Consider the following 26,607-nt stretch of genomic DNA (forward strand, 5'->3'; position numbering starts at 1 on the left):
ATCTGTAAGGCGGTGAGGGTGGGGTGCGGGGCCCCGCGGAGCGTGACTTCCGCGGGGCCCCTGACCGGAGAGCGACCGATGACGGCGGCCGCTCGGTCCGGGGTCCGGTGGGGGCGGGGATCAGCTGAGCGGCGTCGGCCGGCCGGGCTGCTCGCCGCCGCGCTCCTTGATGTACGTCGCGGTCGGCACCATCACCTTGCGGCGGAAGACGCAGACGACCGTGCCGTCCTGCTTGTAGCCCTTGGTCTCGACGTGGACGATGCCGCGGTCGTCCTTGGACTTGGACGGCCACTTGTCGAGCACCGTGGTCTCGCCGTAGAGGGTGTCGCCGTGGAAGGTCGGCGCGATGTGCCGCAGCGACTCGATCTCCAGGTTGGCGATCGCCTTGCCGGAGACGTCCGGGACGGACATGCCGAGCAGCAGCGAGTAGATGTAGTTGCCGACCACGACGTTGCGGCCGAAGTCCGTCGTCTTCTCCGCATAGTTGGTGTCCATGTGGAGCGGGTGGTGGTTCATGGTCAGCAGGCAGAAGAGGTGGTCGTCGTACTCGGTGACGGTCTTCCCGGGCCAGTGCTTGTAGACCGCGCCGACCTCGAACTCTTCGTAGGTGCGTCCGAACTGCATGATCAGGCCTCCGGGGCTTCGAACTTGGACAGCCGGGTCATGCCGGCCGCCCGGCCCTTGCCGGAGACGACCAGCGCCATCTTGCGGCTGGCCTCGTCGATCATCTCGTCGCCGAGCATCGCCGAGCCCTTGAAGCCGCCGGCCTCCGAGGTGCACCAGTCGTAGGCGTCCAGGATCAGCTCGGCGTGGTCGTAGTCCTCCTGCGAGGGCGAGTAGATCTCGTTCGCGGCGGCGACCTGGTCCGGGTGCAGCACCCACTTGCCGTCGAAGCCCAGCGCGGCGGACCGGCCGGCCACCTCGCGGTACCCCTCCTGGTTGCGGATCTGAAGGTAGGGGCCGTCGATCGCCTGCAGATCGTTGGCACGGGCCGCCATCAGGATGCGCATCAGGATGTAGTGGTAGGCGTCGGCCGGGTAGCCGGGCGGCTGCTCGCCGACCACCAGGGACTTCATGTTGATCGAGGCCATGAAGTCGGCCGGGCCGAAGATGATGGTCTCCAGGCGCGGCGAGGCGGTGGCGATCGCGTCGACGTTGATCAGGCCCTTGGCGTTCTCGATCTGCGCCTCGATGCCGATCCTGCCGACCTCGAAGCCCATCGTCTTCTCGATCTGGGTGAGCAGCAGGTCCAGCGCCCGCACCTGCTCGGCGTCCTGCACCTTGGGCAGCATGATGCAGTCCAGGTTCTGGCCCGCGCCCTCGACCACCGTGATCACGTCACGGTAGGTCCAGTGCGTGGTCCAGTCGTTGACCCGGACCGTCCTGGTCTTGTTGCCCCAGTCGCCGTTGTTCAGGAAGTCGACGATGGTGTGCCGCGCGCTCTCCTTGACCAGCGGGGCACAGGCGTCCTCCAGGTCGAGGAAGACCTGGTCGGCCGGCAGGCCCTGGGCCTTCTCCAGGAAACGCGGGTTGCTGCCGGGCACGGCGAGGCAGGAACGGCGCGGGCGCAGGCGATTGGCAGTCATGCGAGAGTCTCTTCCTTCGTGGGGACGAGGATCGGGTCCAGCCGGTTGGCCAGCCGGATCTCGTCCACGATCCGGCCGATGATGGTGGTGATGCCGAAGTCCTTCGGGGTGAACACGGCGGCGACGCCGGCGGCCTTGAGGGCCTCGCCGTCCGCAGCCGGGATGATGCCACCCACGATCACGGGCACATCCTCCACCCCTGCCCGGTGCAGCCGCCGCAGCACGTCCGGGACGAGCTCGGTGTGCGCGCCCGAGAGGATCGACAGCCCCACGCAGTGCACGTCCTCGGCGACCGCCGCCGCGACGATCTGCTCCGGCGTCAGACGGATACCCTGGTACACCACTTCGAAGCCCGCGTCCCGGGCCCGCACCGCGATCTGCTCGGCGCCGTTGGAGTGCCCGTCCAGACCCGGCTTGCCCACCAGCAGCCGCAGCTTGCCGGCGCCCAGCTCGGCCGCCGTGGCCGCGACCGCCGCCCGCACCGCGGCCAGCTCGCCGCCCGGCTCGGCCGCCACCGCCACCGGCGCGCCGCCGACCCCGGTGGGGGCCCGGTACTCGCCGAAGACCTCGCGCAGCGCGAAGGCCCACTCGCCGGTGGTCACCCCGGCCCGCACGCAGGCCAGGGTGGCGGCCATCAGGTTGGCCTCGGTCGCGGCGACCGCCTTCAGCTCGGTCAGCGCGGCCTGGGCCGCCGCCTCGTCGCGCTGCGCCTTCCAGGCCGCCAGTCCGTCGAGCACGGCCTGCTCCGCGGCCGGGTCGACCACCATGATCGCGGTGTCCAGGTCGGCGGTGAGCGGGCTCGGCTCGGTGGTGTCGAAGCAGTTCACGCCGATGATCTTGTCTTCGCCGGCCTCGATCCGGGCCCGCCGCTCGGCGTGCGAGGCGACCAGCGCCGACTTCAGGTAGCCGGACTCGACGGCCGGGATCACCCCGCCCATCCCCAGCACCTTGGCGATCTCCGCCTCGGCGCCGGCCAGCAGTTCGGCGGTCTTCGCCTCGACCACGTGCGAGCCGGCGAACAGGTCGCCGTACTCCAGCAGGTCCGACTCGTAGGCGAGCACCTGCTGGATCCGCAGCGACCACTGCTGGTCCCAGGGCCGGGGCAGGCCCAGCGCCTCGTTCCAGGCGGGCAGTTGGACCGCCCGCGCGCGGGCGTCCTTGGAGAGGGTGACGGCGAGCATCTCCAGCACGATCCGCTGGACGTTGTTCTCCGGCTGCGCCTCGGTCAGGCCGAGCGAGTTGACCTGCACGCCGTAGCGGAACCGGCGCTGCTTGGGGTCCTCGATGCCGTAGCGCTCCAGGGTGATCTTCTCCCAGAGCCGCCCGAAGGCGCGCAGCTTGCACATCTCCTCGATGAACCGCACACCGGCGTTGACGAAGAAGGAGATCCGCCCGACCACCTCGCCCATCCGCTCGGCCGGCACCTGGCCGGAGTCGCGCACCGCGTCCAGCACGGCGATCGCGGTGCCCATCGCGAAGGCGATCTCCTGCACCGGCGTGGCCCCGGCCTCCTGCAGGTGGTAGCTGCAGATGTTGATCGGGTTCCACTTGGGGATGGTGGAGACCGTGTAGGCGATCATGTCGGTGATCAGCCGGACCGAGGGTCCCGGCGGGAAGACGTGCGTCCCGCGCGACAGGTACTCCTTGACGATGTCGTTCTGGGTGGTGCCGGTGAGCTTGGTGATGTCGGCGCCCTGCTCCTCGGCGACCACCTGGTACATGGCCAGCAGCCACATCGCGGTGGCGTTGATGGTCATCGAGGTGTTGGTGCGCTCCAGCGGGATGCCGTCGAAGAGGGTCCGCATGTCGCCCAGGTGCCCGACCGGGACGCCGACCCGGCCGACCTCGCCGCGGGCCAGGATGTGGTCCGCGTCGTAGCCGGTCTGGGTGGGCAGGTCGAAGGCGACCGAGAGGCCGGTCTGGCCCTTGGCGAGGTTGCGCCGGTAGAGGGCGTTGGAGTCACTCGCGGTGGAGTGGCCCGCGTACGTCCGCATCAGCCACGGCCGGTCCTTCTGACGCTCTGTCATGTCAGATGTCCCTGAAGCGGTTGATGGCGTCCAGGTGGGTGGCCCGCAGCTCGTGGTCGCGCACGCCCAGGCCCTCCTCGGGGGCCAGGCAGAGCACGCCGACCTTGCCCTGGTGCTTGTTGTGGTGCACGTCGAGGGCGGCCTGGCCGGTCTGGTCGAGCGAGTAGACCTTGGAGAGGGTGGGGTGGATCTTGCCCTTGGCGATCAGGCGGTTGGCCTCCCACGCCTCGCGGTAGTTGGCGAAGTGCGAGCCGACGATCCGCTTGAGCGACATCCACAGGTAGCGGTTGTCGTACTGGTGCATGTAGCCGGAGGTGGAGGCGCAGGTGACGATGGTGCCGCCCTTGCGGGTGACGTAGACGCTGGCGCCGAAGGTCTCGCGGCCCGGGTGCTCGAAGACGATGTCCACGTCCTCGCCGCCGGTCAGCTCGCGGATCCTGCTGCCCAGGCGCTTCCACTCGCGCGGGTCCTGGTTGTGCTCGTCCTTCCAGAACTTGTAGCCCTCGGCGCTGCGGTCGATGATCGCCTCGGCGCCCATCTTCCGGCAGATCTCGGCCTTCTGGTCGTTGGAGACCACGCAGATCGGGGTGGCGCCGCCGGCCAGCGCGTACTGGGTGGCGTACGAGCCGAGGCCCCCGCTGGCGCCCCAGATCAGCACGTTGTCGCCCTGCTTCATGCCGGCACCGTTCTGGCTGACCAGCTGGCGGTAGGCGGTGGAGTTGACCAGGCCGGGGGAGGCGGCCTCCTCCCAGCTCAGGTGCGCGGGCTTGGGCATCAGCTGGTTGGTCTTCACCAGGGCCAGCTGGGCCAGGCCGCCGAAGTTGGTCTCGAAGCCCCAGATCCGCTGCTCCGGGTCCATCATCGTGTCGTTGTGCCCGTCGGAGCTCTCCAGCTCCACCGACAGGCAGTGCGCGACCACCTCGTCGCCCGGCTTCCAGGCGTTGACGCCGACGCCGGTGCGCAGCACCACGCCCGCGAGGTCGGAGCCGAGCACGTGGTAGGGCAGGTCGTGCCGCTTGGTCAGCGGCGACAGGCGGCCGTAGCGCTCCAGGAAGCCGAAGGTGGAGACCGGCTCGAAGATCGAGGACCAGACGGTGTTGTAGTTGACGGCGCTGGCCATCACCGCCACCAGGGCCTCGCCCGGGCCGAGTTCGGGCAGCGCCACGTCGTCGAGGTGGAGCGACTGGCGCGGGTCCTTGTCGCGGCTGTCGAGGCCGGCGAACATCTGTTCCTCGTCCTTGTGGAGCGTGACCGCCCGGTAGGACTCCGGCAGCTTCAGGGCGGCGAAGTCCGCCGTGGTGCTGTCGGCGCTGAGGATCGCGTCGAGGATTTCCTTCATGGCTGCCTCCGAAGGCGTACCTGTGTGAGGGCCGCACAGGGCGTCTGGGGGAGCCGGGAGCGGACACCGGCTTCGCAGGGTCTTTGGGTGGATTGGCTCGCCCCCTGGGTGTGGGGACGCCGGACTACGACGCGCCGAGGTGGGGAGCCGCGGCGCCGCGACTGGTGGGTAACAAGCTACTGGCACCCTGTGCCACTCGTAAAGACACTCGGTGCCACGATTTTCCGCCTATTCCCGAGCCCCTGCCAGGCGGTCGGAAAGGGCAGTCGAAAACCGCCGAAGGCCCACCCCTTGCTGCTCGGGATGGGCCTTCTGACCTGCGATTTCAAGGCGGTTCAGCGATTGAGCGCGGCCCTGATGCTGTCCAGGACCAGGTCCAGCGGGGCGTCGGTGCGAGCCACTGTGATGAGCACCTCACCGCCCGGGGTGGCACTCAGTGCGCTCGTTGCGGCCAGTTCCACCGGCGTCCCGATGTCATCAGTGGCACCGGGTGTCACGACAGTGCCACGGCGTCTCACCCCGCGCGGCGGGGTGGCCCAGAAGGTGCCCCGGATCACCTCGAAGGAGTGGTCCAGCTGCGCCTCCACGTCCCCGTGGCCGCCGGCCCGCAGCCAGCGGCGCAGGACGTGGTTGTGCGCCGCGACCACCGCCGCCGCCGAGACCTCGGCGAGCATCGAGTCGTCGTCCCCGCCGTGCTGCCAGCCCGGCGGGATGGCCGCGCCCGTCGTCCCGGTGTCGACCGCGGCGTCGAACCGGCCCAGCAGGTAGCGGGTGAAGAGCCGCTCGTAGCGGGCCACCACCGCGATCTCCCGCTCGCGCAGCGCCGGGACCTGACGGATCAGCTGGTAGCGGGCCACCGAGACGCCGGGCGTGGAGGCGTACATGTGCAGCACCTCCTTGATCCCCCGGCAGACCACGTCCAGCGGGTGCTCCTCCGGCTCGGCGCTGGCCAGCAGGTCGGCCACCCGGACCAGGGTGTCGTCGTGGTCCGGGAAGATCGCCTCCTCCTTGGAGCGGAAGTAGCGGAAGAAGGTCCGCCGGGCCACGCCGGCGGCGGCGGCGATCTGATCGACCGTCGTCTCCTCGTACCCCTGGGTGGCGAACAGCTCCATCGCGGCCGCCGCCAGGTCCTGGCGCATCTGCAGGCGTTGGGCCGCGGCCCGGCGGCTGCCGGGTCCCGGCTCCGCGACGGTACGCACGTCCTGCTCGGCGGATGACTGTTCCCGATCCATGGCTGGAACGCTACACGCCTGGGTGAGCTGCCCCGGCGCCGTGCGCGGCAACGGGCGGCGAACCGGGGCTGCCGGCGGGCTGACCGCCGGGCGCGGCCAGCGGGCCGCGACCGCGCCGTCGCCCCAGACCGGGCGCAGCGGACGTGATTCGCCACGCTGGTCGGCCCGTTGCTGCCCGGCTGGCCTGGGGCTGTTGGGCACGGGGCCGCTGGGCGCGGAGCTGCCGGGCACGGGGCCGCTGGGCGCGGGATTGCCGGGCTGGGGGCCGCCGGACGGCTGGCCGGCGGTCATCGGCGCGCGTGGTCGCGGAAGCCGCGGCCGGTCTTGCGGCCCAGGCAGCCGGCCGCCACCAGGTGCTCCAGCAGCGGCGCGGCCGCCAGACCCGGCTCGCGGAACTCCTGGTGCAGCACCCGCTCGATGGTCAGCGAGACGTCCAGGCCCACCACGTCGAGCAGTTCGAACGGCCCCATCGGGTAGCCGCAGCCCAGCTTCATCGCGGTGTCGATGTCGTCCACCGTCGCGTAGTGCTCCTCCAGCATCCGCACCGCGTCGTTCAGGTAGGGGAAGAGCAGCGCGTTCACGATGAACCCGGCCCGGTCGCCGCACTCCACCGGGTGCTTGCGCACCTTGGCGCAGACCTCCAGGACGGTCGCGGTGACCTCGGGGTCGGTCAGCACCGTGGAGACCACCTCGACCAGCTTCATCGCGGGCGCCGGGTTGAAGAAGTGCATCCCGATCACGTCGCGCGGCCGCCCGGTGGCGCTCGCGCAGCTGATCACCGGCAGCGAGGAGGTGGTGGTGGCCAGCACCGCGCCCGGCTTGCAGACCTTGTCCAGCGCGGCGAACAGCTCGCGCTTGACCGCCAGGTCCTCGGCCACCGCCTCCAGCACCAGGTCGGCACCGGCCAGGTCGCTCTGCTGCCCGCTCGGGGTGACCAGGGCGAGCGCGGCGTCGCGCTGCTCGGCGGAGAGCCGGCCCTTCTCCACCGAGCGGTCCAGCGAGCGGGTGAGCTGGGCCTTGGCCTTCGCCGCCTTCTCCTGGCTGCGGGCGACCAGGGTCACCGGGTAGCCGGCCTTGGCGAAGACCTCGACGATGCCGGTGGCCATGGTGCCCGAGCCGCAGACGCCGACGCTCGTGATCGGCCGGCCAGCCACCCGCGCGGCGGCGGCGGCGCCGGCCTCGGCCACCACCTTGGAGGAGCCGGGCGCCTCGTAGGTGTAGAAGCCGCGGCCGGTCTTGCGGCCGAGCAGCCCGGCGGCGACCAGCTGGCCGAGGATCGGCGCGGGGGCGTGCAGCCGGTCCCTGGACTGCTCGTACATCGCCTCGAGCACGGTGCGCGCGGTGTCCACACCGATCAGGTCGAGCAGCGCCAGCGGGCCCATCGGCAGGCCGCAGCCCAGCCGCATCGCGGCGTCGATGTCCTCCCGGGTGGCGTACCTGGACTCGAACATCGCCGCGGCCTGGTTGAGGTAGGCGAAGAGCAGGCCGTTCACCACGAAGCCGGCCCGGTCACCGGCCGCCACCGGCTCCTTGCCCAGCGATCGGGCGAACTCGGCCGCCTGCAGGGCGACCTGAGGGGTGGTCAGGACGGTGCGGACCACCTCGACCAGCTTCATCGCGTGCACCGGGTTGAAGAAGTGCAGGCCGAGCACCCGCTCCGGGCGGGCGGTGGCGGCGGCGATCCGGGTCACCGAGAGCGAGGTGGTGCCGGTGGCCAGCACCGTCTCGGGCGGGCAGATCCGGTCCAGCTCGGCGAAGATCTCCCGCTTGAGTTCGAGCTGCTCGGGGACCTCCTCGATCACCAGGTCGGCCGTGGCGGCGGCGTCCAGCTGCTCGCCGACGGTGATCAGCGTGAGCAGCGCGGTGCGCTCCTCGGGGGTGAGCCGCTCGCGCTCGACGGCGTGCGCGGTGGCCTCCTCGATCCGGGCCAGCGCCCGGGCGGCGGACGCGCCGTCGGCCTCGATGCCGATCACCCGGCGCCCGCTGCGGGCGATCGCGACGGCGATGCCCGCGCCCATGGTGCCGAGACCCACCACGGCGACGGTGGGGAAGGGGTGCAGCGGGGCGGCGGCGGTGGTGCTGCTGTCGGGAGCCTGCATCGTTGCTGGTCCTTTCGGGTGGCCCGACCGGGCTGCCGAGGCATGGCCGGGGGAGGGCGGGGCGGCCCGTGAGCGGGGGCCGTCGCGCGGCCTGGGGCGCGGTACGGCGTACGAGGGGCGGGTACGGCGTACGAACGCGGCGCACGGCTACGCGGGGCGGCGAGCGCTGGGCGTCGGGCTGAGGCGTGAGGTGTGGGGCTGGTGACGGCGACCGGCGGTGGCTGGTGATGGTCGCGGCTCTCGTGGTCGGGCCGGTCCGCTCCGGGCCGTACCGCGAGATGTCCGCGCCAGGGAGGTGACTCCCCGAACCAGCTGAAATGCCGGGTGAAGTGAAGGAAGTGGCACCCCGGCCGCACGTGTGACGCGCGGCGCCTCGCCGGTGCGGCTCCCGAAGCCCGGCGGTGGTGCGTGCGGTCACTGTAGCGAAGTTACCGCGAGGTAGGAAGGGTGCAGGCGAGGGCAGATCGTGGCATTCGGCGGGCCGTCAGCTTCGGGGTGCCGGAATCACTCGTCCGGGTAATACCGGGGCCATCGCCCGCGCGGGAGCATGAGTCGTATGGGCACCACCATGGCTGAGCAGGACGGATCGCCGCTCGAATCACCGGATGCGTCGCCGTTCGGATCATCGTTCGGGTCGCCCGCCGACGAGCCGCTCGGCGCCGAGCTGCGCGGCGAGCGCGCCGCCCGGGCTCGGATCGCCGCCGCCCGGCTCGCCGCCGAGGGCGTCGAAGGCGTGATCCTCAGCTGGGTGGACAACGCCGGTCTCACCCGGGTGAAGACCGTCCCGGTCCGCCGTCTGGAGCACGCGGCCGCCTGGGGCGTCGGCGCCGCCCCCTGCTTCGACGTCTTCCTCGTCGACGACTCGGTCACCACCAGCCGCCACATCGGCGGCCCGGCCGGCGACCTGCGGCTGATCCCCGATCTGCACCGGCTCACCCGGCTGTCCGCCCAGCCCGGTTGGGCCTGGGCCCCCGCCGACCGCTACGCCCAGGACGGCTCGGTGCACCCCGGTTGCCAGCGCCGCTTCGCCCGCCGGCTGACCGGGGCGGTCTCGGCGCGCGGGATCGAGCTGCGGGCCGGGATCGAGATCGAGTGGGTGGTGGCGCTGGCCGGCGCCCCCGGCGAGCCGCCCTGCTACCCCACCTTCGGCCCCGCCTACGGCCTGCACCGCCTGGTCGACCTCTCCGACTACCTGCGCGACCTGCTGCACGCGCTGGACGAGCAGGGCCTGAGCGTCCTGCAGCTCCACCCCGAGTACGCCCCCGGCCAGTTCGAGGTCTCGCTGGCCCCCGAGGGCCCGCTCGGCGCAGCCGACACCACCGTGCTGGTCCGCCAGACCATCCGCGCGGTCGGCGTCCGGCACGGCCTGCGCACCTCGTACGCCCCGGCCGTCGAGCCAGGCACCGTCGGCAACGGCGGCCACCTGCACCTCTCGCTCTGGCGCGGCGAGCACAACCTCGGCCAGGGCGGCCCCGGCCGCTACGGCCTGACCGGCGAGGCGGAGTCCTTCCTGGCCGGCGTGCTGGCCGAACTGCCCGCACTGCTCGCGCTCGGCGCGCCCAGCCCCGCGAGCTACCTGCGCCTGGTCCCGCAACAGTGGGCCGGCGCCTACCAGTGCTGGGGCCTGGAGAACCGCGAGGCCGCCCTGCGGCTGATCCCCGGGCCGCCCGGCGAGGGCCCGGCCGGTGCCAACGCCGAGCTCAAGTGCTTCGACGCGGCAGCCAACCCCTATCTCCTGGTCGGCAGCGTGCTCGCGGCCGGCCTCGCCGGTCTGGACGCCCGCCGCTCGCTGCCCGCCGAGGTCCCCGGCGACCCGGCCGCCCTGCCCGAAGGCGAGATCCCCCGGCTGCCGAGCAGCCTGGCGCAGGCCCTCGCCGAGTACCGCACCTCCGGCATCCTGCGCGAGGCACTCGGCGATCCGCTCTACGAGGCGGTGCTGGCGGTGCGGTTGGGCGAGCTGGCGCTCTTCGACGGGTGCTCGCCCGAGGAGCTGGCGGCGGCGACCCGCTGGCGGTACTGAGGGCCGAGCCGGCCGCCGAGACCTGTCCCGCGCCTGGGCCGGCGCAGGAAGCGAGATCGATGGCCACCCTGTTCCCCCGTTGCTCATGAACCGTGCTCGGCCGCTCAGCCGTGCCACCCCGGGGCGGAGGTCGTCCGCAGTCACCGGGCCTGCCCCGCTGAGTGGGCCTGACCAGGGGATCCTCTAGCTTTGGATCATGATGCAGAAGGGCGCGACTTTCCCAAGTCGCTGCTTTCAACCGCAGGGGGAATGTGATAGTGCGTAACAACATTGGTCGCCGGATCGCCGGGGCCGCCATGGTCGTCGGCCTGCTCAGTGCCGGTGCTCCCGTCCTCGCGGCGCCCGCGTTCGCGGACTCGACCACCGGCACCACCCAGGCCCAGGACGCCCAGGGCATCCCCTCGTTCAGCGACCTGCTGCGCGGCGTCGAGGTCGACTGGGCCGAGAGCCACTGGAACTGGACCGCCTGGAACGACAGCACCCCGGTCGCCTTCGGCGCCGACCAGGAGAAGTACCAGTGCGCCGAGTACGTCGCCCGGGCGCTGGCGGCGGCCGGCCTGGTCCCCGGGCTCGGCCCGGACGACTCGCAGGACGCCTACTTCAACTACACGGCGCCCAACGGCAAGACCTACGACCTGCTGCTGATCGGTGACCTGCCGCAGTACCACAACCTGTACGACTACCTGATGGACAGCGGCCTCGGCACCGACATCGGTGACCACCCCGAGGACGCCCGCCCCGGCGACGTGGTGGTCACCTACGCCGGGCCCGGCGTGACCAAGAGCCACACCGGCCTGGTGGCCACCGCCGCCGACGGCTCGAACGAGCCGACCGTCGACGCCCACAACCGGGCGCGCCTGCACTACGGCTACCACTTCTACGCGCCCTCGCACCTGGTGCGGATCGAGCCGCTGGGCCTGCTGACCGGCTTCCTGCCGAGCGGCACGCAGCTCGCCGCGCCGAAGACCGCCATGCAGAAGCTGGCAGTCACCCCGCGTTCGACCGCCCCGCAGGCCCCGACCGCCCCGGCGCTCCCGACCGTGGGACGTCAGGACCCGGCCGGCCCGCAGGTCTGACCCACCGAACGGGGTGCCGCCGCCGCGCAGGTCACGGCGGCGGCACCCCGCCCCGAGGTCATTGACAGTGACCCGTAGGGCAGTTGGGGCCTCGTCGGGGTCAGCGGCTCTCGATCACGACCGACTCGATGACCACGTCCTTGGCCGGCCGGTCGTTGCGGCCGGTCTTCGTCCCCGCGATGTCGTCGACCACCTTCCTGCCGGCGTCGGTCGTCACCTCGCCGAAGATGGTGTGCTTACCGGTCAGCCAGGCGGTCGGCACCACCGTGATGAAGAACTGCGAACCGTTGGTGCCAGGACCGGCGTTGGCCATCGCGAGCAGGTAGGGCTTGGTGAACGCCAGGTCGGGGTGGAACTCGTCGGCGAACTCGTAGCCCGGGCCGCCGGTGCCGGTGCCCAGCGGGTCCCCGCCCTGGATCATGAAGTCCTTGATCACGCGGTGGAAGACGGTGCCGTCGTAGAGCTTGTCGGTCGACTTCTTGCCGGTCGCCGGGTGGGTCCACTCCCGCTCGCCCTTGGCGAGTTCCACGAAGTTCCGGACCGTTTTCGGCGCGTGGTCCGGCAGCAGCCGGATCTCGATGTCGCCCTGGTTGGTCTTCAACGTCGCGTACAGCTGCTCGGCCATGGGTGCCTGCGCCTCTCACTGGTCGTCATGCGGGCACTAGACGCTACCTCTGGGGGACGCCGACGGGTGGCGCGCCGCGCACTCAGAGCGTGCCGGCGTCCTGCTCGACGGGCGCGGCCTCGGTGTCCGCGCCTTCTGCGGCGGGTTCGACGGCCGCAGGCGCGTCCGCCCGTCCCCGCCGGTTCAGCGCCGCGAACCAGGCCAGCCCGGCCAGGGCCACCAGCGAGGCGATGTAGAAGTTCAGCCGGAGGCCGAGAAAGTACTGCGAGTAGTCGACCCGCAGCGACTCCTCGAAGATCCGGAAGGCCGAGTACCCGGCCACGTACAGCGCGAACAGGCTGCCCGGCTTGACCTTCCCGCGCCGGCCGAGCCAGATCAGGAATCCGGCCAGCGCCAGGTCCCAGACGAGCTCGTAGAGGAAGGTGGGCTGGAAGGTGGTGTCCTGGAGGTACCCGGCGGGCCGGAAGGCTGGGGCGATCTCCAGGCCCCAGGGCAGCTTGGTCGGTCCGCCGAACAGCTCCTGGTTGAAGTAGTTGCCGATCCGCCCGATCGCCTGGGCCACCAGCAGGCAGGGCGCCAGCGCGTCCATCATGCCCGTGACGCTGGCGCCGGCCTTCCGCAGCCGCCAGACGCAGACCAGCGTGGCCAGCAACACACCGCCCCAGATCCCGAGGCCGCCGTCCCAGACCGCCAGCGGGCCCCACCAGTGGTGCGGGATGCCGGCGGGCGTGGTCACGTCGAAGTAGAGGCGCCCGCCGAGGATGCCGAACGGCACGCCCCAGGTCGCCATGTCGTCCACCAGCTCGGGGTTGCCACCCTTGGCCGCCCAGCGGCGGCGGCCGACGAGGACGGCGATCGCGATGCCCACGATGTACATCAGCGCGTAGAAGTGGATGAACAGCGGGCCCAGGTGGAAGCCGTTCACCGACGGCGAGGGGATGGCGGCAAGCAGCATGCTGCGAGGGTACGCGAGCTGGGCGAACAGCCGGGTGTCGGGATATCGGATGACCGCGCCCCGGCCGTCCCCTACGGTGGCCGGATGACCCCTCGGATGATCATCCTCAACGGCGGCTCCAGCTCCGGAAAGTCCGGCCTGGCCCGGTGCCTGCAGGCGGTGCTGCCCGACCCGTGGCTGACCTTCGGGTGCGACACCTTCGTCGAGGGCCTGCCCGCCGCGCTCCGCACCTCGGATGCGGGGATCGAGTTCGCCCCGGACGGCGCGGTGGCGGTCGGCGAGGTGTTCCGGGAGCTGGAGGCCGCCTGGATCGCGGGCGTCGCGGCGATGGCCCGGGCGGGCGCGCGGGTGATCGTGGACGAGGTGTTCCTCGGCGGCGCGCAGTCGCAGCAGCGCTGGGAGCGGGCCCTCGACGGGCTGGAGGTGCTCTGGGTCGGCGTGCGCTGCGAGGCGGCGGTCGCGGCGGGACGCGAGCTGGCACGCGGGGACCGGGTCGGCGGGATGGCGGCGACGCAGGCCGAGCTGGTGCACCGCGGGGTGCGGTACGACCTCGAGGTGGACACCGCCCACGCTGAGTCGATCGAGTGCGCGCGGCAGATCGCGGCCCGGCTGTCCTAGGGTCTGTCGCTCGTACGGGCCGCCCGCCCCCGGTCAGTGCCCGTGCAGGTCCGGCACCTGTTGCAGCCAGGCCGGCCGCCCCGCCGCCGTCCGCTTCGCCCGGGCAGCCTCGGCGACCCGCAACTCCGCCTCGGTGGCGAAGTGCTGCGGCAGCCAGCGCTCGGAGACCGCCGCCCGCGCGGCCAACTGCCGGACGTAGGCCTCGCGCAGCTCGGCGACGTCGGCGAAGCCCTCCTCGACCTCCAGCCACTGCGCCGGCACCAGGGCCACCACCTCGCGCAGCAACTCCTCGGTCACCTGCGGCGCCAGCTCGGCATCGGCCGCCGCCACGTCGGGGTGCTGGTCGCCCAGCGCGTGGCCGCTGAGGTCGTAGGCGCGGTCCACGGCGGCGGCCGCGCCGGACCAGCGGTGGTGGAAGACCAGCGCCGCGCCGTTGTCGATCAGCCAGAGGCGGCGGTGCCAGACCATCAGGTTGGGGTTGGCCCTGGTGCGGTCGACGTTGCCGGTGAGCGCGTCCAGCCAGACCACCCGCCCGGCTTCCAGCGGGTCGATCGTCGGCCCGTCAGTGGCTCCGGGCCTGAAGTCGTGTGCCCCCGGCAGGTAGTCCATCCCGAGGTTGAGCCCGGCGCTGGCCCGCAGCAGGTCCTGGATCTCGGCGTCGGGCTCGTGCTCGGCCACCGCCGGATCGAAGTCGACCAGCACCAGTTCGGGCACCCGCAGGCCGAGCCGCCGGGCCAGCTCGCCGACGATCACCTCGGCCACCAGCGCCTTGCGGCCCTGCGCGGCGCCGGTGAACTTGACCACGTAGGTGCCCAGGTCGTCGGTCTCGACGATGGCGGGCACCGAACCGCCGGCCCGCAGCGGGGCGAGGTAGTGCAGGGCGTTCACCCGGGTCAGGTCAGCAGACACCCGCCCAGCCTAAACGGAGCCCCGCGGCGGCGTCCCGGGCCTGCGACGATCCCACCCACCAGGTGTGGTTGGCTGTCCGCGACGTACCAGACGTACCACCCGAGCAGTACCCCCCGAAGGAGCCCAGCCATGGCCCAGGTCCACGCCCACACCGAGCGGACCTACCCCGCCACCGCCGAGCAGGCGTACGAGGCGATCGCCGACTACACCACCGTGCGGCCCACCCTGCTGCCCGCGCAGTACAGCGAGTACGAGGTCCGCGCGGGCGGTGTCGGCGCCGGCACGCAGGTGCACTGGCGGCTGCAGGCCACCGAGAAGCGGGTTCGCGACTGCCTCTTCACCGTCTCCGCGCCGTCCGCCGGGAAGCTGGTGGAGACCGACGCCAACTCCTCGATGGTGATCACCTGGACGGTCTCCTCGGTGGCCGGTGGCCAGACCACCGTGGCGATCGACACCACCTGGCAGGGCGCGGGCGGCATCGGCGGCTTCTTCGAGCGCACCTTCGCCCCCAAGGGCCTGAACCGGATCCACGACGAGGTGCTGAACCGCCTCGCCCAGCACCTCGGCAAGTAGCACCTCGGCACGTAGCACCATCGGCCGGACACCCGTACGACTGACAGCTCGTACGGGTGGACCGCGGCCCCGGGGGAGTGACGGCACGCGAACCGACCTGCCGCGTCACCCTAGGCTCGCGGCCGTGCATCTGACGATCCTTCACGTTTCCCAGCCGGTGGACGGCGGGGTGGCCCAGGTGGTCACCGATCTGGTCCGCGGCCAGCGCGCGGCCGGCCACCGGGTGCTGGTCGCCTGCCCACCCGGCGGCCGGCTCGGCCCCCGGGCCGGCGCCGCCGGGGGCGAGCTGCTGGAGTGGCCGGCCCGCCGCTCGCCCGGGGCGAGCGTGCCCGGCGAGGCCGCCCGGCTGCGCCGGCTGGTGCACGCGGCGGCGCCCGATCTGGTCCACCTGCACAGCGCCAAGGCCGGCCTGGCCGGCCGCCTCGCGCTGCGCGGCCGGCTGCCCACCGTCTTCCAGCCGCACGCCTGGTCCTTCGCCGCCGCGACCGGCGTGCTCGCCACCGCCAGCACCCGCTGGGAGCGGTACGCGACCCGCTGGGCGGCCGCCGTGCTCTGCGTCAGCGAGCAGGAGCGGCTGGACGGCGAGGCGGTCGGGATCAGCGCCCCGTTCGCCGTGGTCCCCAACGGGGTCGACCTGGCGCACCACACGCCCGCCGAACGCCGCGCCGCGCGGCTCTCGCTGGGGCTCGACCTGTCCGAGCCGCTGGCGGTCTGCGTCGGGCGGCTCTGCCGGCAGAAGGGGCAGGACCTGCTGCTCGCCTGCTGGCCCGCGGTGCTGCGGCGGGTGCCGACTGCCCGGCTGGCGCTGGTCGGCGGCGGCCCGGACGCGCAGGCGCTGGCCGCGCAGGCCCGGGCGCTGCCGGAGCCGTACCGGGTGCGGCTGGCGGGCGAGGTGACGGACCCGCGGCCCTGGCTGGCGGCGGCCGACCTGGTGGTGCTGCCTTCGCGCTGGGAGGGAATGGCGCTGGCGCCGTTGGAGGCGATGGCGATGGCCCGCCCGGTCATCCTGACGGAGGTGCCGGGGGCCCGCGAGCAGCTGCCGCCGGAGCAGCGGGAGACCGGACTGGTGCCGGCCGGGGACCCGGCGGCGCTGACGAACGCGCTGGCCGAGGCGCTGGCGGATCCGCTGGAGTGCGCCCGGCGCGGAATGGCGGCGCGTGCCTGGGTGGCGAGCCGGCATGACGTGCGCACGATGGTCGCTCGCGTGTCGGAGCTCTACCAGAAGACGATCAGCGAGGGCTAGTCGACTCCCCGTGTCTCCGCGCGGATCTGATCGTTTCTCAGGCAGTGACGTGCATGTTGTTCGGTAGGGGCGACTTGGTCGATCACCTGTTCAGGCCGTGCCCAGCGGCTAAATCGGAAATTCCGATTAATGGGCGGGTGGAATGAAACGGCAAGTCAACTCCCCATCAACGTCCGGGAATTTAGCCGTCGCTCGGTAATGTCTGATTTTGCTCACTTCGTTACAAAATGTACGAGATCCTGACGACCTCTTGTACGACTCTGTGCGAATTCGGGCGATTGAGGACGAACGGTACCGCGAAATCCGCCACCAAGGGCACACTGCAGGGGAGTTCGTGCGCGATGACCATTGACCACGAGAGTGTGCCGCGGCCTGGGCGACCCGCGGCGGGCGGTCGGCGGCTCGCGACCGAGCTGCTCGACCGGCCGACCCGGCGGCCGCCGCAGACCCGCAGCGCCGCCCAGCTCGGCCGGCACCGCCGAGGTCTGCGCGTCGCCGGGCTGCTGCCCGTGGCACTGCTCGTGGTCGACCTGCTGGCCGTCGGCGCGGGTTCGATCGGCTGCGCCTCCGCCCGCGCCCAGCCGCTGGGGGCCGCCGCGGCGCTGCTGCCGATCCTGCTGCCGCTGAACCTGGCCGGCGGCCTCTACCGCACCCGGATGAGCCCCTCGGCGCTGGACGAACTGCCCGCGCTGATCGGCCGGGTCGCCGTCGCGCTGGCCTTCGCGATCACCCTCTCCGACTGCCTCGGCGGTGCCTGGCCGTCCGGCGGCCCGGCCGGCTGGGCCCGGCTGCTCGCCCTGCTCACCGCGCTGGTGACGCTGGCCGCGCTCGGCCGCGCGGTGGTCTACGGACTGCTGCGCCGGCTGCGCCGCCGCCGTCCGGTGCCGGTCCTGGTGCTCGGCGCGGGCCCGCTCGGCCAGCGGATCGCGAGCACCCTGCGGGAACACCCCGAGTACGGGATGCGCCCGATCGGCTACCTGGACCAGGACCCGGTGCTGCTGCCCGCCGACTCCCCGCTGCCGGTGCTCGGCGGTCGCGACGCGCTGGAGCGGGAGCTGCGCCGGCACGGCGTGGTGCGGTTGATCGCCACCGCGGGCGCCGCCGACGAGCAGGAGGCGGCCGGCGCGATGCGCGAGGCGATCCGGCTCGGCTGCCAGGTCTGGCTGGTCCCCGGGCTGCGCGAGCACGGCGGCCTCGGCAGCGCGGGCCGGGCGGCCGACCACCTGTGGGGCTACCCCTGCCTGCGGCTGTCCCGCCCGCCGCTGCGCCGGCCCGGCTGGCTGGTCAAGCGGGCCGTCGACATCCTCGCCGCCGGCCTCGGGCTGCTCGCCATCTCCCCGCTGCTGGCCGCGTGTGCGCTCGCGGTGCGCCTGGACACCGGCCCCGGCGTGCTCTTCCGCCAGCAGCGCACGGGGCTGGACGGCCGGGTCTTCACCCTGCTCAAGTTCCGCACCCTGCGCCCGAGCAACGAGCACGAGTCGGCCACCCACTGGAACATCGCCCAGGACCACCGGATGAGCGCGGTCGGCCGGCTGCTGCGCCGCAGCTCGCTGGACGAGCTGCCGCAGCTGTGGAACGTGTTGCGCGGCGACATGACCCTGGTCGGCCCGCGCCCCGAACGCCCTTACTTCGTCATGCGGTTCAGCCAGGCCTACCCGGAGTACGCCGACCGGCACCGGGTCCCGGTCGGGCTGACCGGTCTGGCCCAGGTGAACGGGCTGCGCGGGGACACCTCGATCGAGGACCGGGCCCGCTTCGACAACCACTACATCGAGAGCTGGAGCCTCTGGCAGGACGTCAAGATCCTGCTGCGCACCGCCGCGCTGATGCTCCGTCCGGACGGGAGCTGACCCAACCGTGGCCCTGAGCCTGCCCCTCGACCCCGCGTTACGCTTCGGCCGGCCCTGGCCCGAGCTGCTCCGCGCGCTGGCCACCGCGCCGCTGCGCCGTCCCAGCCTGCTGGCCGCCGCCACCATCCTGCTGGTCTGCGTACCGACGGGTGAGAAGGACGTGACGGCCGCCGTCCACATCACCCCCGCCGACCTCGCCTCGCTGGCCCTGGTCGCGCTGCTCGCCCTCGACCTGCTGCGCGGCCGCCCGCTCGGCCTGAGCCGCCAGGCCTGCCTGGTCTTCAGCGGTGTGGTCTGCGCGGCCGGCGCCGCCACCGTGACCTCGATCGACCCGTCCGCCAGCCTGACCGGCTTCATCCGCCTGGTGCAGATCTTCGTGCTGGTCCCGGCCGCCGTGCTGGCCGCGCTGCGCGACCGCACCGATCTGCGCCTGGTGCTCGGCGCCTTCGTGCTGGCCGCGCTGATCGAGGGCGGCGTCGGCGCGGAGCAGTACCTCACGCACACCGGCGCCTCCTACGCCGGGGAGTCGATCCGGGCGGTCGGCACCTTCGGCGCGCTCGACATCATGGCGATGTCCGGGGTGGTCAGCTTCGGCCTGCTGGCCGCCTTGGCCCTCGGTCTGACGATCCGTCAGGGCGGTTGGGCGCGGCGCTGGCTGCTCGCCTCGGCGGCGTTCCTGGTGTTCCCGCTCGCAGTCTCGTTCAGCCGGGGCAGCTGGATCGCCACGGCGGTCGCCGCCACCGTGCTGCTGCTCAAGGCCGACGCCCGGCTCGCGCTGCGCTGGGCGGCGCTGGGGCTGGCGGCGGCGATCGTGGCGGTCGGCGGGCTCGGTGCGGGCGGTGGCGGGGTGACCGAGCGGCTGGACAGCATCGGCACGGTCTCCGGCGGCAACGAGGACCACTCGGTCAGCGACCGCTACGACCTGTGGGCCACCGCCCGGGCGATCTGGGCCGACCACCCGGTCACCGGCGCCGGGCCGAAGAGCTTCCCGCAACTGCGCGACTCGCACGCCCCGCTGCGGCTCTCCTCCGGCAGCGACGCGGCCGACTCCACCATCGGCTTCGAGCGCGAACCGCTGCTCTCGCCGCACAACATGTACTTCCTGGTGCTCTGCGAGCAGGGCCTGGTCGGCATCGTCGCCTACGGCGGGCTCTTCCTCGCGCTGCTGCTCGGCTGCCTGCGCCGCCGGGGCACCGGCGGCCCGGCGGCGATCGGACTGCTCTGCTGGGTACTGGTCGACTTCCTCTACGCCGACATCGGCGGCACCACCACCGTGCTCACCTCGGTGATCCTGGGCGTGGCGGCCTGGTGGGCGCTGCCGGAGCCGGAGCCCGCGCCATGACGCTGAGCCAGGAGGTCCGCCCCGCGCCCCCGGCGGCGCCGCCGGTGGAGCGCGGGCCGTCCTTCCTCGCCAAGGCCTTCGGCATCACCGCGGTGCTCAGCGCGGCCGGCTCCGCGCTGGGCCTGCTGCGCGACCTGCTGCTGGCCAGGTTCTTCGGCGCCGACTCCGGCACCGACGCCTTCCTGGTCTCCTGGACCGTGCCCGAGACGGCCGCGCCGCTGCTGATCGAGGACGCGATGGCCTTCCTGATGGTCCCGGCCTTCAGCCTGGCCCTGGTGCTGCGCGAGGAGCGTCCGGAAGGACCGGACCCGGTACGGCAGTTGACCGCCGACACGCTGCCCTGGCTGCTCGCCGGGCTGTGCGCGCTGTCCGGGGCCACCATGCTCTGGGCGCCCGAGGTGGTGCACGCCCTGGCGCCGGGCCTGGCCGACCCGGCGCTCGCGATCACCTGCACCCGGATCACCGCCGTGACCATCCTGCCGTTCGGCGTGGCCGGGTACCTGGGCGCCGCGCTGCGCGCCCACCACCGGTTCACCGCCCCCGCCGCCATCTACGTGGCCTACAACCTGGGCATCCTCGGGATCCTGACGACCTGTCACCTGCTGCTCGGGGTGCGGGCGGCGGCGCTCGGGGTGGCCTTCGGCAGCCTGCTGATGGCCGGGGTGCTGGTCGGCCCGTTCGTCCGCGCCCTGCGCGGCGGCCTGCACGGGCGCCGGCGGTGCGCCGCCGACGGGCGCGGGCTGCTGCTCAGCCCGCTCGCGCTGCTGCCGGTGGCCGTCTTCACGCTCACCCGGCAGTCCCAGGTCTTCATCGAGCGCTACCTCGGCTCGACGCTGCCGGCCGGCACCATCTCGCACCTCAACTACGCGGCCAAGGTCTCCCAGCTGGCGATGACCACCGCGATCCTGATCTGCACGGTCACCTTCCCGCTGGTTGCCAGGGCGCTGGCGGCCGGCGACCTGGTGGCGGCCCGCGACCGGGTGGAGAAGGACCTCGGCCAGGCGGCGGCGGTGGTGCTGGCCGGCACGGCGTTCCTGATCGCCTGCGCGCCCGCCGTGGTCTCGCTGCTCTTCCAGCGCGGCGCGTTCGACGCGGCCGACACCGCCGCCACCGCGCAGGTGATCCAGGTCTACAGCTTCGGACTGCTCGCCCAGGCGCTGATCGGGGTCATGGTGCGGCCGTTCTTCTCGATGCGCCCGGCCGTCCGGCGGGCCGACGACCCGCGCCCGGACACGGCGGCGGGCCGGGGGCTGCTCGACTGGTACCCGGTCGCCGCGATGGCCGTCGGGCTGCTGGTCACCACCGTGGTGGGCCTGTCGACCGCCCGGCACTTCGGCGCGCTGGGGCTGGCGGCGGGCAACGCGGCGGGCATCACCACCACCGCCGTGCTGCTGCTGCGCGGGCTCGCGCTGCGCGGCATCGCGTTGCGGATGCCGCAGGTGCTGGGCGGCCAGGCCCGGCTGCTGCTGGCCGGCGCCGCCGCGGCGGCCGTCGGCGGCTGCGCGGCCCGCGCGGTGCACCCGGCGGGGCTGTCGCTGCTGGCCGGCGGCGTGAGCGTGCTCGTGGTCTACCTGGGGCTCGGCACGCTGCTCGGGGCCCGCGAGCTGGCCGGGCCCCTCGCCCGGCTGGCGGCCCTGCTCCGGGAGAACCGAGCGCCGGCCGAGGGGTCGGCCGTGGGGGATGACCTGTTGGAGGAAGGAACCTTGCCCGATGGTCGCTGAACTCACCCGCCGTCCCCACCTGCCGCAGCAGGCGATCGACGTCGGCCGCCGGTCCGGTCGGCCGTGGATCCTGATGTACCACTCGGTGGCCGAGGAGGAGGAGGATCCGTACCTGCTCACGGTCAGCCCCGCCCGGTTCGCCGCCCAGATGCGCTGGCTGGCCGTGCGCGGCTGGCGCGGGGTGAGCATGCGCGAACTGCTGGCCGCCCGGGCCGCCGGCCGCCGCGACCGGCTGGTCGGCCTGACCTTCGACGACGGCTACGCCGACTTCGCCCGTCACGTGGTCCCGGTGCTGCGCGGCTACGGGTTCACCGCCACCGCCTACGTGGTGGCCGACCGCCTGGGCGGCGACAACTTCTGGGACGTCAAGGGACCGCGCAAGGCGCTGCTCACTGTCGAGCAGGTGCGCGAACTCGCCGACACCGGTTGGGAGATCGGCTCGCACGGGATGAGCCACCTGGCGCTGCCCGGGCTGCCCGGACAGCTGCTCGCCGCCGAGGTCGGGGACAGCCGGCTGGCCCTGGCCGAGCTGCTCGGCGGCCCGGTGGGCGGCTTCTGCTACCCGTACGGCGCGGTGGACGAGCCGGCTGCCAGGGCCGTGCAGGAGGCCGGCTACGACTACGCGGTGGCGATCGACCACAGCCTGCTGGCCAGCCGCTTCGCACTGCCCCGCTGCTACGTCGGCGACCGCGACGGCGCCTGGCGGCTGCGGGCCAAACGCGGCAGGCACGGCCTGCGGGACGTGGTCACCGAGCTGCGGCGGCTGGCGGCGACGCGATGAGGGTGCTGCATGTGATCACCGGCCTGGCCGCGGGCGGCGCCGAGCAGCAACTGCTGCTGACGATCCGTCACCTGCCCTCCTCGGTCGACTGCGAGGTGGCCACCCTGACCAATCCGGGCAGCGTGGCGGCGGCACTGCGCGCGGACGGCGTCACGGTGCACGACCTGGCGATGCGCGGCAACCGGGACCTGGCGGTGCTGCCCCGGCTGATCCGGCTGATCCGGCACGGACGCTACGACGTGGTGCACACCCACCTCTACCGAGCCGGCCTGTACGGGCGGTTGGCGGCCCGGCTGGCCGGGGTGCGCACGGTCCTGGCGACCGAACACTCGCTGCACGCCGGGACGATCGAGGGGCGCCCGGTCGGCGCCGGCGTCAAGTCCCTCTACCTGGCCGCCGAACGGCTCGGTGTCGCCACGGTGGCGGTCTCCGGGCGGGTGGCCGGGACGCTGGCCGACTGGGGCGTGCCAGGTCGGCGGGTGGCGGTGCTGCCGAACGGTATCGAGGCGGCCGGCTTCGCCGTGCCGTGGGCTCAACGGGTGGAGATCCGGCGGAAGTTGGGCCTGGCCGGGGATGCTTTCGTGGTCGGCGCGGTGGGTCGCCTGGTGCCCGGCAAGCGGTTCGACGTGCTGGTCTCGGCACTGACCGTGCTGCCGGGTGCGGTGCTGCTGCTGGTCGGCGAGGGGCCCGAGCGGGCGGCGCTGACCGAGCTGGCCCGCGAGCTCGGGATCGGCTCGCGGGTCCTGCTGATCGGCGAACGCACCGACGTACCGGAGCTGTTGAGCGCGATGGACGTGCTGGCCGCGCCGTCGGTCGAGGAGACCTTCGGCCTGGCGGTGCTGGAGGGCCTGGCGGCGGGGCTGCCGGTGCTGCACAGCGGCTGCCCGGCGCTGGAGGAGTTGCCCGCCGAGGCGGCGCCCGCCGCCCGCAAGCTGCCCTCGACGGTGGCGGCCTACCAGGAGGCGCTGCTGTCGCTCGGCCCGGCCCCGCTCGCCGTCCCGCTGCCCAGGCCACCCGCCGTGGCGCACTACGACATTGTCCGCACAGCCGGCCAACTGGGCGAGCTGTACGAGCGGTTGGGACGGGCCACCGCGCCGGTCCCGGCCGGGAGGGAGAACCGAACATGAACGGCACCGAGCGAGGGACCGACCAAGGCGACAACCGGGGCGGCGACCGGGTGGCCGGCGTCCGCGCGCTGGCCCGCCGCTGGTGGCCGCTGGCCGCCGCGATCCCGCTGGGCGCGGTCGCCGGGGCGGGCTACGCGGTGGCCGCGCCCCCGGTCTACACGGCCAACTCCTACGTGGTGGTGGTCCCGGACAGCAGCAGCGAGGCCGGCCTGGCGGTGAACTTCGCCCAGGCGTACGGACGGCTGGCGGCCCAGCCCCAGGTCCTCGCGCTGGCGGCCCCCGACGCCGGCCGCAGCGGCGCCGAGCTGGCCGGCCTGGTCGCCGGGACCACCTCGCCGGACGCCCCGGTGATCGAGATCGCGGGCAGCGGCGGCCACCCGGCCGACGCGGTGAAGGCGGCGGACGCGGTGGCCAAGGCCCTGATCTCGTTCGCGAACACCAGTAGCAAGGAGACCGGAGTGAAGCTGGTCCCGCTGGCGGCGGCCGCGGAACCGGACAAGCCGACCACCCCGAGCCGTCAGCTCGACGTCGCGGTGGGCGGCGCGGCGGGCGTGCTGGTGGGTGCGCTGGCGATGATGGCGCGCCGGAAGCCGAGCACTGCGACCCCGAGCGCGACGCCGGTCGCGACTCCGAGCGCGACTCCGAGCGCGGCGCCCGAGCCCCTGCCCGTGCCGACGCCGGCGGCCGCCGTCCCGGCGCCGCAGCAGGCCGAACCCGCGCGGAGCAAGAAATGACGGCTCCCCAACCGATCCGGGAGCCCACCCCGGCACCTCGTCCCCCGGCACCTCGTCCCCCAGCGCCGACCGCCGCTGCCGGCTGGACCACCGAGCTGCACCGCGCGGACGACACGCTGACCCGGCTCGCGGCGGAGTGGGACGCGCTCGCCGCGCGCTGCCGCACCGCGACCCCGTTCCAGTCCGCCGCCTGGCAGGCGTCCTGGTGGCGCGCCTACGGGCGCCCCGGGCGGCTGCGGGTGCTGCTGGTCCGCCGGGACGGCGAGCTGGTGGCGGCCGCCGCCCTCGCCGCCGGCCGGACCGGCACCCTCACCGCCCTCGGCGGGCAGCTGATCGACTTCACCGACGTGCTGCTGGACGACTCCTGCGCCGCCGAGGCCGCCGCCGAGCTGGCCCGCGCGCTGCCGCTGCGCCGTCCCTGGCAGGCGCTGGACCTGCGGGAGGTGCGGCCCGGGTCGGCCGCCCACCAGGTCTACGCGTGCTGGGCCGGGCGGCGCCATCAGCTGCTCGACTCGGTCTGCCAGCACCTGCCCGCCGTCCCGATGGAGCAGCTGCTCGCCCGGCTGCCGGGCCGGACCGCGCAACGCAGCCGGGCCAAGCAGCGCAAGCTGCTGGAGGCCGGCGTGGTGGCCCGCCGGGTGCCGGTCGACCAGGTCGAGGCCGCGATGGGCGACCTGTTGTGGCTGCACGCCCTGCAGTGGGAGAGCCGCACGGTCACCGCCGAGCACGTCAGCGAGCGCTTCGCGGCCCACCTGCGCGAGTCCACGGCGGGGCTCGCGCGGCACGGCCAGGCGGTGGTCTACCGCTACTACCTGGACGAGGAGCTGGTGGCGGTCGACCTGCTGCTGCTCTGCCCGTCCTTCGCCGGCCTCTACCTCTACGGCGCGCATCCGAGGCTGCGGGAGCGGATCGACATCGCGGGCCTGCTCTTCGGCACCTCGCTGGAGGAGACGGTCCGCGCGGGCATCCCGGAGCTGAGCCTGATGCGCGGTGAGGAGCCGTACAAGGAGCGCTGGCGCCCCGAGCACGAACGCAACCACCGCCTGCTGCTCGGGCCCGCCCACCTCGCCGGCGTGCTGAGCCTGCGCCTCGCCCTGGTCCGGGCCCGCGCGGCGGCCGTCCCGCACCTGCGCGGACCGGTCACCCGCCTGCGGGCGCTCGCCGGCCGCCGCTGACCGAGGCCGACGCGGACGGCGACCCGCTCGCGGACGGGGTCGCCGACACCGACGCTGCCGCCGACGCTGCCGCCGACGGGGACGGCGACATGGACGCGGACGGGGACGGGGACGCGGACGGGACCGCCGAAGCCGACCCGGAGGCCGAGGCGGTCGGCGACGGAGCAGCGGACGCCGACGGGACCGCCGCCGCGGACGCCGGCGCACTGGCCGATGCACCGGGAGACCCCACCCCCGCGCACCCGGGCAGCAGCGGAATCAGCGGCGGCCGCATCCAGGGCAGGTTGCCGAACAGCCCCTGCGGCAGCGGACACGGTGGCGCGGTCGGAGCCGTCGGCGCGGTCGGCCGGTTCGGAGCCGCTGACGCCTCGCCCTTGGAGCCGCTCAGCAACTGCTGGTAGACCGAGCTGGAGCGCGGATTGCTGCGGCACTCCCAGAAGCCGTGCGGGCAGTAGTCCGTGACGGTCTGGTAGAGCGTGTCGTGGGTGCGCATCCACTCGACCATCCGGCGCACGAACTCCGGGTTGTCGCCGTTGCGGAACAGCCCCCACTCCGGGTACGAGACCGGCTTGCCGCGCTTGGCGGCGAACTCCACCTGGTCCTCCAGGCCGTACGGCTCGCGCACGTAGTCGTCGAAGGTCGCGCCGGCCGGCTGGTCGTAGCTGTCGGTGCCGATGATGTCCACCACGTCGTCACCCGGGTAGCACTTGGTCCAGGCGATCGCGTCCAGCCCCCGGTTGGGGGTGAAGTCGAAGCGGAACCGCTGCCCGGGCACCGAGCGCATCACGTCGACGATCCGCCGCCAGTCCGCCTTCCACGCGGCCGGGTCGGGCCGGCAGCGACTGGTGTAGGTGGTGCCGTTCATCTCCCAGCCGAGCACGATCACCGTGTCACCGCCGCCGAGCGCCACCAGCTTCCGGGCGAGCCTGCGGAAGTGCTGGTCGTACGCGCCCTGCGCACCCTGTCCGAGCAGTTGCGCCACCTTCTCGTCGGGCACGTCGCCCTCGTTGGGGACCAGCATCGGCACGTTGAGCACCAGCGTCCGGCCGTGCTGGCCGAGTCGCCACTGCGACCAGAGGGCCAGCATCTTGGTGTCGCCGTCGATGTCGCCCCAGCTGTTTCCGGCCAGATAGGTGTGGCCGACCTGGAGGTTGGCGCCGCTCAGCCAGTTGGAGAACCTGGCGATCTGCGGGATGTAGTCGTCCCAGGAGCCGACGAAGGCGCCGAACGGCACCTCGTGGTCGGCCCGCCGGGTGCTCGGCTTGGGCGCCGGCCCGCGCGGCTGCGTGTTCGACGCGATCGCGCCGTCCACGGCGGCGGGACCGCGGTCGGCGCTGGTCAGCGGGCTGCCACCGGAGGAGATGCCGGCCGTGCTGAGCAGCAGCAGCGCGGAGGCGGCCAGGGCCAGGCGGCCGATTCGCATGGTCTCTCCTCCAGCACGGGAGCGGTCCAGCACGACGCTGGGCACGGGGGCCGGGCGTTCTGCACGCGGCCGCCCACCGACCGTAAGCTGATGCGCTGTCAGAAAAGCCGAATGTCACCCCAAAGTGGACAGTTATCGCGAGCCTGGCCGAT

The 26,607-nt window shown here is 73.3% G+C and carries 22 protein-coding genes; 12 read left to right on the plus strand and 10 right to left on the minus strand.

Translation table 11 applies throughout. The features are described 5' to 3' along the window. Window positions 1-120: 120 nt before the first annotated feature. The 6 genes from P3T41_RS08410 to P3T41_RS08435 all read right to left on the minus strand — a co-directional run bounded on the left by P3T41_RS08410 (window position 121) and on the right by P3T41_RS08435 (window position 8,283). The gene (locus P3T41_RS08410) at window positions 121-624 is read right to left on the minus strand and encodes a MaoC family dehydratase (protein WP_280688969.1); all 504 of its coding nucleotides are present in this window, start codon (window positions 622-624) and stop codon (window positions 121-123) included. Window positions 625-626: 2 nt separating this feature from the next. Further along, entirely contained in the window at window positions 627-1,586 is a 960-nt protein-coding gene (locus tag P3T41_RS08415) for a CoA ester lyase (protein WP_280688970.1), read from the minus strand. Further along, the gene (locus tag P3T41_RS08420) at window positions 1,583-3,613 is read right to left on the minus strand and encodes a protein meaA (RefSeq protein WP_280688971.1); all 2,031 of its coding nucleotides are present in this window, start codon (window positions 3,611-3,613) and stop codon (window positions 1,583-1,585) included. The genes P3T41_RS08415 and P3T41_RS08420 overlap by 4 nt, the downstream gene beginning before the upstream one ends. A 1-nt stretch (window position 3,614) precedes the next feature. Then, window positions 3,615-4,952, minus strand: a complete 1,338-nt coding sequence (ccrA, locus tag P3T41_RS08425; protein ID WP_280688972.1) for a crotonyl-CoA carboxylase/reductase — start codon at window positions 4,950-4,952, stop codon at window positions 3,615-3,617. A gap of 335 nt (window positions 4,953-5,287) precedes the next feature. Continuing rightward, window positions 5,288-6,184 (minus strand): TetR family transcriptional regulator, encoded by an 897-nt coding sequence (locus tag P3T41_RS08430; protein WP_280688973.1) that lies wholly within the window; start codon window positions 6,182-6,184, stop codon window positions 5,288-5,290. 287 nt (window positions 6,185-6,471) lie between these two features. Then, window positions 6,472-8,283, minus strand: coding sequence for a 3-hydroxybutyryl-CoA dehydrogenase (locus P3T41_RS08435; protein WP_280688974.1), 1,812 nt, complete (start codon window positions 8,281-8,283; stop codon window positions 6,472-6,474). Window positions 8,284-8,839: 556 nt separating this feature from the next. Between P3T41_RS08435 and P3T41_RS08440 the strand changes: the two genes are divergently transcribed. Beyond that, window positions 8,840-10,303 (plus strand): glutamine synthetase family protein, encoded by a 1,464-nt coding sequence (locus P3T41_RS08440; RefSeq protein WP_280688976.1) that lies wholly within the window; start codon window positions 8,840-8,842, stop codon window positions 10,301-10,303. A gap of 257 nt (window positions 10,304-10,560) precedes the next feature. Next, the gene (locus tag P3T41_RS08445; protein ID WP_280688977.1) at window positions 10,561-11,379 is read left to right on the plus strand and encodes a hypothetical protein; all 819 of its coding nucleotides are present in this window, start codon (window positions 10,561-10,563) and stop codon (window positions 11,377-11,379) included. A gap of 100 nt (window positions 11,380-11,479) precedes the next feature. On the opposite strand, the gene P3T41_RS08450 is transcribed toward P3T41_RS08445, so the two are convergent. Further along, a complete protein-coding gene (locus P3T41_RS08450; protein ID WP_280688978.1) occupies window positions 11,480-12,004 on the minus strand; it encodes a peptidylprolyl isomerase in 525 nt (174 codons plus the stop codon). 82 nt (window positions 12,005-12,086) lie between these two features. Next, on the minus strand, window positions 12,087-12,959 hold the full coding sequence (gene lgt / locus P3T41_RS08455; RefSeq protein ID WP_280688979.1) for a prolipoprotein diacylglyceryl transferase: 873 nt from the start codon (window positions 12,957-12,959) through the stop codon (window positions 12,087-12,089). Between the two features lie 84 nt (window positions 12,960-13,043). Between lgt and cpt the strand changes: the two genes are divergently transcribed. After that, on the plus strand, window positions 13,044-13,577 hold the full coding sequence (gene cpt, locus P3T41_RS08460) for a chloramphenicol phosphotransferase CPT (RefSeq protein WP_280688980.1): 534 nt from the start codon (window positions 13,044-13,046) through the stop codon (window positions 13,575-13,577). 33 nt (window positions 13,578-13,610) lie between these two features. On the opposite strand, the gene P3T41_RS08465 is transcribed toward cpt, so the two are convergent. Further along, window positions 13,611-14,486 (minus strand): HipA family kinase, encoded by an 876-nt coding sequence (locus tag P3T41_RS08465; RefSeq protein ID WP_280688981.1) that lies wholly within the window; start codon window positions 14,484-14,486, stop codon window positions 13,611-13,613. Window positions 14,487-14,615: 129 nt separating this feature from the next. Between P3T41_RS08465 and P3T41_RS08470 the strand changes: the two genes are divergently transcribed. From P3T41_RS08470 to P3T41_RS08510, 9 genes are all read left to right on the plus strand, one after another. After that, window positions 14,616-15,059 (plus strand): SRPBCC family protein, encoded by a 444-nt coding sequence (locus P3T41_RS08470; protein ID WP_280688982.1) that lies wholly within the window; start codon window positions 14,616-14,618, stop codon window positions 15,057-15,059. 130 nt (window positions 15,060-15,189) lie between these two features. Further along, entirely contained in the window at window positions 15,190-16,302 is a 1,113-nt protein-coding gene (locus P3T41_RS08475) for a glycosyltransferase family 4 protein (protein WP_280689055.1), read from the plus strand. A 341-nt stretch (window positions 16,303-16,643) separates the two neighbouring features. Next, window positions 16,644-18,152: a sugar transferase gene (locus P3T41_RS08480; RefSeq protein ID WP_280688983.1), complete on the plus strand. Its 1,509-nt coding sequence runs from the start codon at window positions 16,644-16,646 to the stop codon at window positions 18,150-18,152. Between the two features lie 7 nt (window positions 18,153-18,159). Beyond that, window positions 18,160-19,494 carry an O-antigen ligase family protein gene (locus P3T41_RS08485; protein ID WP_280688984.1) on the plus strand — a complete coding sequence of 445 codons (1,335 nt, stop codon included), beginning with the start codon at window positions 18,160-18,162 and terminating at the stop codon, window positions 19,492-19,494. Further along, window positions 19,491-21,215 carry a lipid II flippase MurJ gene (locus P3T41_RS08490; protein WP_280688985.1) on the plus strand — a complete coding sequence of 575 codons (1,725 nt, stop codon included), beginning with the start codon at window positions 19,491-19,493 and terminating at the stop codon, window positions 21,213-21,215. The genes P3T41_RS08485 and P3T41_RS08490 overlap by 4 nt, the downstream gene beginning before the upstream one ends. Then, on the plus strand, window positions 21,205-21,996 hold the full coding sequence (locus tag P3T41_RS08495) for a polysaccharide deacetylase family protein (protein ID WP_280688986.1): 792 nt from the start codon (window positions 21,205-21,207) through the stop codon (window positions 21,994-21,996). Before P3T41_RS08490 ends, P3T41_RS08495 begins: the two co-directional genes overlap by 11 nt. Beyond that, window positions 21,993-23,123: a glycosyltransferase gene (locus tag P3T41_RS08500; RefSeq protein ID WP_280688987.1), complete on the plus strand. Its 1,131-nt coding sequence runs from the start codon at window positions 21,993-21,995 to the stop codon at window positions 23,121-23,123. The genes P3T41_RS08495 and P3T41_RS08500 overlap by 4 nt, the downstream gene beginning before the upstream one ends. Next, window positions 23,120-23,857, plus strand: a complete 738-nt coding sequence (locus tag P3T41_RS08505; RefSeq protein ID WP_280688988.1) for a Wzz/FepE/Etk N-terminal domain-containing protein — start codon at window positions 23,120-23,122, stop codon at window positions 23,855-23,857. Before P3T41_RS08500 ends, P3T41_RS08505 begins: the two co-directional genes overlap by 4 nt. Next, window positions 23,854-25,032, plus strand: a complete 1,179-nt coding sequence (locus P3T41_RS08510; protein ID WP_280688989.1) for a GNAT family N-acetyltransferase — start codon at window positions 23,854-23,856, stop codon at window positions 25,030-25,032. Before P3T41_RS08505 ends, P3T41_RS08510 begins: the two co-directional genes overlap by 4 nt. Here P3T41_RS08510 and P3T41_RS08515 read toward each other — a convergent pair. Further along, window positions 24,998-26,455 (minus strand): glycosyl hydrolase, encoded by a 1,458-nt coding sequence (locus P3T41_RS08515; protein ID WP_280688990.1) that lies wholly within the window; start codon window positions 26,453-26,455, stop codon window positions 24,998-25,000. The genes P3T41_RS08510 and P3T41_RS08515 overlap by 35 nt on opposite strands. Between the last annotated feature and the right edge of the window lie 152 nt (window positions 26,456-26,607).

This window comes from Kitasatospora sp. GAS204B (assembly GCF_029892155.1).
Classification (GTDB): Bacteria; Actinomycetota; Actinomycetes; order Streptomycetales; family Streptomycetaceae; genus Kitasatospora.

Excerpts from the sequence above, each read along its gene's own strand:
- P3T41_RS08410 (WP_280688969.1), bottom strand. The coding sequence starts at position 624 with ATGCAGTTCGGACGCACCTACGAAGAGTTCGAGGTCGGCGCGGTCTAC.
- P3T41_RS08415 (WP_280688970.1), bottom strand. The coding sequence starts at position 1,586 with ATGACTGCCAATCGCCTGCGCCCGCGCCGTTCCTGCCTCGCCGTGCCC.
- P3T41_RS08420 (WP_280688971.1), bottom strand. The coding sequence starts at position 3,613 with ATGACAGAGCGTCAGAAGGACCGGCCGTGGCTGATGCGGACGTACGCG.
- ccrA (WP_280688972.1), bottom strand. The coding sequence starts at position 4,952 with ATGAAGGAAATCCTCGACGCGATCCTCAGCGCCGACAGCACCACGGCG.
- P3T41_RS08430 (WP_280688973.1), bottom strand. The coding sequence starts at position 6,184 with ATGGATCGGGAACAGTCATCCGCCGAGCAGGACGTGCGTACCGTCGCG.
- P3T41_RS08435 (WP_280688974.1), bottom strand. The coding sequence starts at position 8,283 with ATGCAGGCTCCCGACAGCAGCACCACCGCCGCCGCCCCGCTGCACCCC.
- P3T41_RS08440 (WP_280688976.1), top strand. The coding sequence starts at position 8,840 with ATGGGCACCACCATGGCTGAGCAGGACGGATCGCCGCTCGAATCACCG.
- P3T41_RS08450 (WP_280688978.1), bottom strand. The coding sequence starts at position 12,004 with ATGGCCGAGCAGCTGTACGCGACGTTGAAGACCAACCAGGGCGACATC.
- lgt (WP_280688979.1), bottom strand. The coding sequence starts at position 12,959 with ATGCTGCTTGCCGCCATCCCCTCGCCGTCGGTGAACGGCTTCCACCTG.
- cpt (WP_280688980.1), top strand. The coding sequence starts at position 13,044 with ATGACCCCTCGGATGATCATCCTCAACGGCGGCTCCAGCTCCGGAAAG.
- P3T41_RS08470 (WP_280688982.1), top strand. The coding sequence starts at position 14,616 with ATGGCCCAGGTCCACGCCCACACCGAGCGGACCTACCCCGCCACCGCC.
- P3T41_RS08480 (WP_280688983.1), top strand. The coding sequence starts at position 16,644 with ATGACCATTGACCACGAGAGTGTGCCGCGGCCTGGGCGACCCGCGGCG.
- P3T41_RS08490 (WP_280688985.1), top strand. The coding sequence starts at position 19,491 with ATGACGCTGAGCCAGGAGGTCCGCCCCGCGCCCCCGGCGGCGCCGCCG.
- P3T41_RS08495 (WP_280688986.1), top strand. The coding sequence starts at position 21,205 with ATGGTCGCTGAACTCACCCGCCGTCCCCACCTGCCGCAGCAGGCGATC.
- P3T41_RS08500 (WP_280688987.1), top strand. The coding sequence starts at position 21,993 with ATGAGGGTGCTGCATGTGATCACCGGCCTGGCCGCGGGCGGCGCCGAG.
- P3T41_RS08505 (WP_280688988.1), top strand. The coding sequence starts at position 23,120 with ATGAACGGCACCGAGCGAGGGACCGACCAAGGCGACAACCGGGGCGGC.
- P3T41_RS08510 (WP_280688989.1), top strand. The coding sequence starts at position 23,854 with ATGACGGCTCCCCAACCGATCCGGGAGCCCACCCCGGCACCTCGTCCC.
- P3T41_RS08515 (WP_280688990.1), bottom strand. The coding sequence starts at position 26,455 with ATGCGAATCGGCCGCCTGGCCCTGGCCGCCTCCGCGCTGCTGCTGCTC.